We start from the raw sequence: 6,743 nt of genomic DNA, 5'->3' as shown, positions 1-6,743 counted from the left end.
GTTTTCGGTATCTTCATTGGTCTGGACGGCGGCATCGACGGTCTGGTTCACCTGTCCGACATCTCCTGGAACGAAGTGGGCGAAGAAGCCGTACGTCGCTTCAAGAAGGGCGACGAGCTCGACACCGTAATCCTGTCTGTTGATCCAGAGCGTGAGCGTATCTCCCTGGGTATCAAACAACTGGAAAGCGATCCGTTCTCCGAGTACGTCACTGTCAATGACAAAGGCGCTATCGTTCGCGGTACCGTTAAAGAAGTTGACGCCAAAGGCGCCATCATCACTCTGGCCGACGACATCGAAGCTACCCTCAAAGCCTCCGAAATCAGCCGTGACCGCGTTGAAGACGCGCGTAACGTTCTGAAAGAAGGCGAAGAGATCGAAGCCAAGATCATCAGCGTTGACCGCAAGAGCCGCGTAATCAGCCTGTCCATCAAGTCGAAAGACGTTGAAGACGAGAAAGAAGCTATCCAGAGCCTGCGTAGCAAGCCTGAAGCTGCTGAAAGCACTGGTCCAACCACTATTGGTGACCTGCTGCGCGCTCAAATGGAAAAACAGAACTGAGTTCTGTCTGACCATTGAAAAAGGGTGGCTTCGGCCACCCTTTTTTGTATCCGTCTTTCTCGCCTTCAAAGCCGTTTTCCTCTTGCGATTGCTCCGCTTCCAAAGCGCCTCAACGGCCTTCAGGCCGCTCCCTGTCTGATCTGCATCCTTTTTTCCTTCCTGCTGTCATGCGCTTGCCATGAATTCATGCCTGGTTGATATGAGTTCACATAAGTCAATACATGGGCTGTTCAAAATCTTCCGGTCATGCTAAAACCTTCGGAGCGCTGATCTAGCTGCTTGAAAAAGAAGGGAAAAATATGACGAAGTCGGAGTTGATCGAACGAATTGTCACCCATCAAGGGCTGCTCTCATCCAAGGATGTCGAGTTGGCCATCAAGACCATGCTTGAACAAATGTCTCAGTGCCTGGCAACAGGCGACCGTATAGAAATCCGGGGTTTTGGCAGCTTCTCCCTGCATTACCGTGCTCCACGAGTGGGGCGTAATCCTAAAACGGGCCAGTCTGTCAGTCTCGACGGTAAATTCGTTCCTCACTTCAAGCCCGGCAAGGAATTGCGGGATCGGGTCAATGAGGATGAAGAAGAGGGCTTTTGAGGCCTGAAACCAAAGGATCAATAGATGCGCATTTTCAAACGGGTCATATTGACTGTCGTTGTATTTCTCATCGTGTTGGCAACGACGGCATTCATGCTTGAGAATCAGCAGCCTGTTACGCTGGTTTTCTTTGGCTGGTCAGCTCCTCAGCTTTCCCAGGCGGTTCCTGTCATTCTGGCTCTTTTGCTGGGAATGCTGATCGGGCCTGCCTTGGCCTGGCTCGCGAGTCTGCGCAAAAAGCGTACGCATCCAGCCCGTTCGATTTAAACCCGCTGGCATCGCAGGATGCCAGGCCTTGTGCGAAAAGGTGTTGGCCTTTTCGTACCCGGTTCGTGGCATTACAGGAATACCTCTCTTTTATCCGTTCCCAAAGCTCAGTGCCGCCCGCTCATTTCCTGGGGCTGGCTCAATCAAGCTATGGTCTCTCTCTTACAATATGTTCTTATTTATTTGTAGGATGTTTCTTGTTTTGTGGTGTGGAAATTAAGTTTGGTGTGTGAGGTGTTTTTAGTTCAATGTGTATTGTCCTTTGTAATCGCCGTTATGCGGAATTTCTGGATATAAACTCTGTTTGTTGTCTTGTTCTTCTGTTTTTTGTCAAGGCTTGAAGATCAGCCTGTCGAGCGCAAAATACGCCCCCTTTTAAAATAAAGCGATATTTGGCTTATATGCTTTAAACAAGCATTTCCTGCCGGATGTTTCTTGTCGAAACAGGTGGTGGTATGTCTTATCCTGAAATCATTCATCATGGCGCGATCAATACGGTAACGGGCTCCTGTCATCAACTCTGCATGAATGCCGAAAACAGTTTGTTGATTGACTGTGGCGCGACGCAAGAGGGAGCAGTTGAGACAGCGGCCGCGCTATTCGGTTTCTCTCCTGCCGCTATCAAGGCCTTCATGGTGACTCATGTTCATGTCGATCATGTCGGGCGTATTCCCGATCTTCTGGCTGCGGGCTATCAGGGGCCGATAGTGTGCAGTGAGCCGTCCGCTCATTTATTGCCGCTGGTCATGGAAGATGTTCTGAAGTTGAAGTTTCAGCATGACCGTGCACAGGCAGACCGCTACCTGAAAGCGATTGAAAAACGGATCATCGCCTTGCCCTTTGGCCACTGGTTCAGTCTGGTCGATACGCAATCCCTTGTCTGCCGGGTACGACTGCAACGTGCCGGCCATAGTCTGGGGTCGGCCTACATTGAATGTGATTTGCAGTACCCGCTGGAGGGGCGTGCGCAGCGTGTGGTGTTCTCGGGAGACCTGGGAGCCTGCCATGCCCCGATGCTCCCCAGTCCGAAAGCGCCTGAACGAGCGGATATTCTTGTGCTTGAAAGCACCTATGGCGACCGTCTTCATGAGGATCGCAGCACACGACAACGACGTCTTGAACAAGCCATCGATGAGGCTCTGGAAGATCAGGGGACGGTGTTGATTCCTGCCTTCAGCATTGGCCGGACCCAGGAACTGCTTTATGAGCTGGAAGATATCCTGCGTCGCAAGCGGCTGCTCGGCGAGACGGTGTCAGACACGGATGCTGTGACAGACTGGCCGCGTTTGCCGATCATTCTCGATTCTCCCCTGGCCAGTCGATTTACCCGGGTCTATCAGGCGTTTGAAGACTATTGGGATGACGAAGCCCGTGAGCGCCTGGAGGATGGAAGGCGGCCTCTGGATTTCTCGCAGTTGATTACGATCGATGATCATGCCCGGCATTTGCAGACGGTCAATTATCTGGCCAGCACCGCGCGGCCCGCGATCGTGATTGCCGGTAATGGCATGTGTGCAGGCGGGCGGATCGTCAATTACCTGAAGTCCATGCTGGGCGACAGGCGGCACAATGTAGTGTTTGTCGGCTATCAGGCCAAGGGCACGCCGGGCGCTGCCATCCAGAAGCACGGTCCCGTCGGTGGTTATGTCGAACTCGATCGGGAGCGTTTTGATATCCGTGCCGGTATTTCCACGGTTGCGGGCTACTCTGCACATGCGGATCAAAATGGATTGGTCGATTTTGTGACGAAAATGACCGAGTGGCCGACACAGATAAGGCTGGTCCATGGTGAAGCCGGTGCAAGAAAAACGTTGGGTAATGTTCTGAAGCGCAAGTATTCGCTGGCAAACAGGCAATTGGAACTGCAGATTCCCTGATTTGAACTGACGTCTTTTCCCGCAAGCGTTATTCGTTATTGCAAGCTTGAAGGTGGCCGAGTAGGCTGCGGCGCAGATCGGGAGGCCCTGATTGTTATCGCTACGATCAGGGGCAAAAAGAGCCCATACCGTCAGGAAAACTTCTCGTTTCGAGATGCCTGTCAGACGTTTAATGAAAAGCCCGCCGCAAGGCTTCCTCTATATGCCCTGTCCGCCTGTTTTCCAATCATGAGGATGACAGGAACAGTGAAAAAGACCGTGCAGTATTTTCTGGAACACAAAAATGGTTGAGTGGTTGTCAGTCGTCGCCATAGCGCTTTTATCTCTCGGGTTGACGGCCCAGGTTCGTCGTTATGCCTTGTCCCGAAGCCTGATGGATGTTCCGAATGGTCGCAGTTCGCATTCCATTCCGACCCCACGGGGCGGTGGCGTGGCTATTGTCATCGCCTTTGTGCTGGCCATGTTTCTGTTGGCGTGGGAGGAGCGTGTCTCGTCTTCCACGCTGGTCGCTGTCGTGGGGGCCGGTGGTCTGGTGGCCTTGATCGGGTTCATGGACGATCATGGCCATATCGCGGCGCGCTGGCGCTTGCTGGGGCACTTCGCGGCGGCCGGATGGGCGCTGGCATGGCTGGGCGGGCTGGCTCCGCTCGAGTTTTTCGGAGTTACCCTCGATCTGGGGATTGTCGGCCTGATCCTGGCTGCCTTTTACCTGGTGTGGATGCTGAACCTCTACAACTTCATGGACGGCATCGACGGCATCGCCAGTATCGAGGCGGTGACGGTCTGTGGCGGCATCGCGCTTGTCTATGCCTGGGGTGGTTTCGCCGACCTGATATGGGGGCCTCTGTTGCTGGCCTCGGCTGTCATGGGCTTCCTGTACTGGAATTTTCCACCTGCGCGAATCTTCATGGGCGATGCGGGCAGCGGCTTTCTGGGCATCGTGCTGGGCGTGCTTTCTCTGCAGGCCGCCTGGGTTGCCCCTCAACTTCTGTGGGCGTGGCTGATCCTGCTGGGTGTCTTCATCGTCGATGCCACTGTGACCCTCATTCGCCGTCTGTTGCGCGGGGACAAGGTTTACGAAGCTCATCGCAGCCATGCCTATCAATTTGCTTCGCGCTTCTACGGCAAGCATCTTCCAGTCACCCTGGCGGTCGGGCTCATCAACCTCGTCTGGCTCTTGCCTCTGGCGGTGTGGGTGGTGGTATTCGGTGGTGATGGCCTGCTGGGGATATTGATCGCCTATGTGCCGCTGATCGCACTGGCACTCAAGTTCGATGCGGGACGCCTTGAGACCGATTGAGTTTAAGTATTCGCGTTTTTTATATAAATTGAGTCATCGTGTGTCTGCAATTGGCTGCGCATGTCGGGTTGTGAAGTTCCATAAGGATCAAGGGGTGTTAAGGGCATGAATACATTACGAGCTTTGCTTCTGGCGTTGCCTCGCCGGAGAAAGCGAATAATTCAGGTCGCTGCCGACATTCTTCTGGTCTGGTTTGCCCTGTGGATGGCATTCGTCGTTCGTCTGGGCATCGAAGACCTGATCAACCCGCTGGAAAAACACACCTGGCTGTTTGTCTGCGCACCGATTGTTGCCATTCCGCTGTTTGCCCGGATGGGGATGTACCGTGCGGTCATGCGCTATTTCGGTAACGATGCGCTGATCGCGATCATCAAGGCCGTTACCCTCTCTGCGCTCATTCTGGGCTGTCTGGTCTACCTCTACAGCAATCATCAGCAGGTGGTTCCCCGCTCGATCATGTTCAACTACTGGTGGTTGAGCATGGTCATGCTCGGTGGCCTCCGTCTGGCGATGCGGCAATATTTTCTCGGTGACTGGTTCGTCGCAGCCAAACACATGCCTTTCGCCAATCGCGAGGACGGTCTGCCCAAGGTTGCGATATACGGTGCCGGTGCTGCGGGCAACCAGCTCGTGGCGGCCCTGCGGATGGGCAGGCTCATGCGCCCCGTTGCCTTTATCGATGACGATGAGTCGATTTCCAACCGGGTCATTTCCGGCTTGCAGGTCTACAAGCCCAAATATATCCAGCGCATGATCGATGTCACGGGCGCTCAGGAAATCCTGCTGGCGATCCCGTCGTCCTCGCGGGGGCGGCGTCGCGAAATACTGGGTTTCCTTGAAGGTTTCCCCCTGCATGTACGAAGCGTTCCGGGGTTCATGGATCTGGCGGCGGGGCGCGTCAAGGTCGATGACCTTCAGGAAGTGGATATCGCGGACCTTCTGGGGCGTGATTCCGTCCCGGCCAGGGAAAACCTGCTTGAGCACTGCATCAAGGGGCTGACGGTCCTGGTGACCGGTGCCGGTGGTTCGATCGGTTCGGAGCTGTGCCGGCAGATACTGGATCTGAAACCTACCAAGCTGCTGTTGCTCGATCATAGCGAGTTCAACCTCTATTCCATATTGTCCGAGCTGGAGCAGCGTGTCGCGCGCGAATCCCTGCGGGTCAGGCTCCTGCCGATCCTGGGATCGGTGCGTAACCATCAGAAGCTGCTCGACACCATGAAGACCTGGAAGGTCGATACGGTCTATCACGCGGCCGCCTACAAGCATGTGCCCATGGTCGAGCACAATATTGCCGAGGGCTTTGCCAATAACGTCATCGGTACCCTCAATACGGCACAGGCGGCGTTGCAGGCCGGAGTTTCCAATTTCGTCCTGATCTCCACCGACAAGGCCGTCAGGCCCACCAACGTCATGGGCAGCACCAAGCGTCTGGCCGAGTTGATCCTGCAGGCATTGAGCCGTGAAACCGCGCCGGTGATCTTTGGCGACGGGGCCAATGTCCATCACGTCAACAAGACCCGTTTCATCATGGTCCGTTTCGGCAATGTACTGGGTTCTTCGGGGTCGGTGATTCCGTTGTTCCACAAACAGATACAGTCTGGCGGGCCATTGACCGTGACCCATCCGAAGATCACCCGTTACTTCATGACGATTCCCGAGGCTGCCCAGCTGGTCATTCAGGCCGGTTCAATGGGGCAGGGCGGCGATGTCTTTGTCCTCGACATGGGGGAGCCTGTCAGGATCGTCGAGCTGGCCGAGAAGATGATTCATCTTTCGGGGCTGAGCATTCGTTCGGACAAGAACCCTCACGGCGATATCTCCATCGAGTTCACGGGCCTGCGTCCGGGGGAGAAACTCTATGAGGAGTTACTCATCGGTGAAAACGTCGTGGCCACCGAACATCCGATGATCATGAGCGCCAATGAAGATTATCTGCAGTGGGATGTACTCAAGGGGCGCTTGACGGCATTGCTCGACGCCGTGGACCTCGATGACTACAACAGCGTTCGCCAGTTACTGCGTGAAACGGTCAGTGGTTATACACCCGAAGGTGAAATTGTTGACTGGATCTATCAGGAGCGTCGGCGAGAGCCCTGAATATCATTCGTATGGCTTGCATGAATAAGGTGTATTCATATT

6 protein-coding genes are annotated in these 6,743 nt (G+C 54.6%); all 6 read left to right on the top strand.

All coding sequences use genetic code 11. The features are described 5' to 3' along the window. The coding region (locus ACIPY9_RS17815; RefSeq protein WP_400704091.1) for a S1 RNA-binding domain-containing protein at positions 1-561 on the top strand (561 nt) is incomplete at its 5' end. A 299-nt stretch (positions 562-860) separates the two neighbouring features. Further along, positions 861-1,157, top strand: a complete 297-nt coding sequence (gene ihfB, locus ACIPY9_RS17810; protein WP_002554561.1) for an integration host factor subunit beta — start codon at positions 861-863, stop codon at positions 1,155-1,157. Between the two features lie 24 nt (positions 1,158-1,181). Further along, complete coding sequence (locus tag ACIPY9_RS17805; RefSeq protein ID WP_400704081.1) at positions 1,182-1,424, top strand: lipopolysaccharide assembly protein LapA domain-containing protein; 243 nt, start codon at positions 1,182-1,184, stop codon at positions 1,422-1,424. 455 nt (positions 1,425-1,879) lie between these two features. Continuing rightward, positions 1,880-3,301 carry an MBL fold metallo-hydrolase RNA specificity domain-containing protein gene (locus ACIPY9_RS17800; protein WP_400704078.1) on the top strand — a complete coding sequence of 474 codons (1,422 nt, stop codon included), beginning with the start codon at positions 1,880-1,882 and terminating at the stop codon, positions 3,299-3,301. Between the two features lie 283 nt (positions 3,302-3,584). Continuing rightward, complete coding sequence (locus ACIPY9_RS17795; RefSeq protein WP_400704075.1) at positions 3,585-4,601, top strand: glycosyltransferase family 4 protein; 1,017 nt, start codon at positions 3,585-3,587, stop codon at positions 4,599-4,601. A gap of 105 nt (positions 4,602-4,706) precedes the next feature. Continuing rightward, the gene (locus ACIPY9_RS17790) at positions 4,707-6,701 is read left to right on the top strand and encodes a polysaccharide biosynthesis protein (protein WP_400704072.1); all 1,995 of its coding nucleotides are present in this window, start codon (positions 4,707-4,709) and stop codon (positions 6,699-6,701) included. The last annotated feature ends 42 nt before the right edge of the window (positions 6,702-6,743 follow it).

The sequence above is a fragment of the Pseudomonas sp. NPDC089734 genome (assembly GCF_044748865.1).
Lineage (GTDB): Bacteria > Pseudomonadota > Gammaproteobacteria > Pseudomonadales > Pseudomonadaceae > Aquipseudomonas.
The sequence above is the reverse complement of the archived record's forward strand: the minus strand, read 5'-3'. Positions and strand labels throughout refer to the sequence as shown.

Excerpts from the sequence above, each read along its gene's own strand:
- ACIPY9_RS17790 (WP_400704072.1), top strand. The coding sequence starts at position 4,707 with ATGAATACATTACGAGCTTTGCTTCTGGCGTTGCCTCGCCGGAGAAAG.
- ACIPY9_RS17805 (WP_400704081.1), top strand. The coding sequence starts at position 1,182 with ATGCGCATTTTCAAACGGGTCATATTGACTGTCGTTGTATTTCTCATC.
- ACIPY9_RS17800 (WP_400704078.1), top strand. The coding sequence starts at position 1,880 with ATGTCTTATCCTGAAATCATTCATCATGGCGCGATCAATACGGTAACG.
- ihfB (WP_002554561.1), top strand. The coding sequence starts at position 861 with ATGACGAAGTCGGAGTTGATCGAACGAATTGTCACCCATCAAGGGCTG.
- ACIPY9_RS17795 (WP_400704075.1), top strand. The coding sequence starts at position 3,585 with ATGGTTGAGTGGTTGTCAGTCGTCGCCATAGCGCTTTTATCTCTCGGG.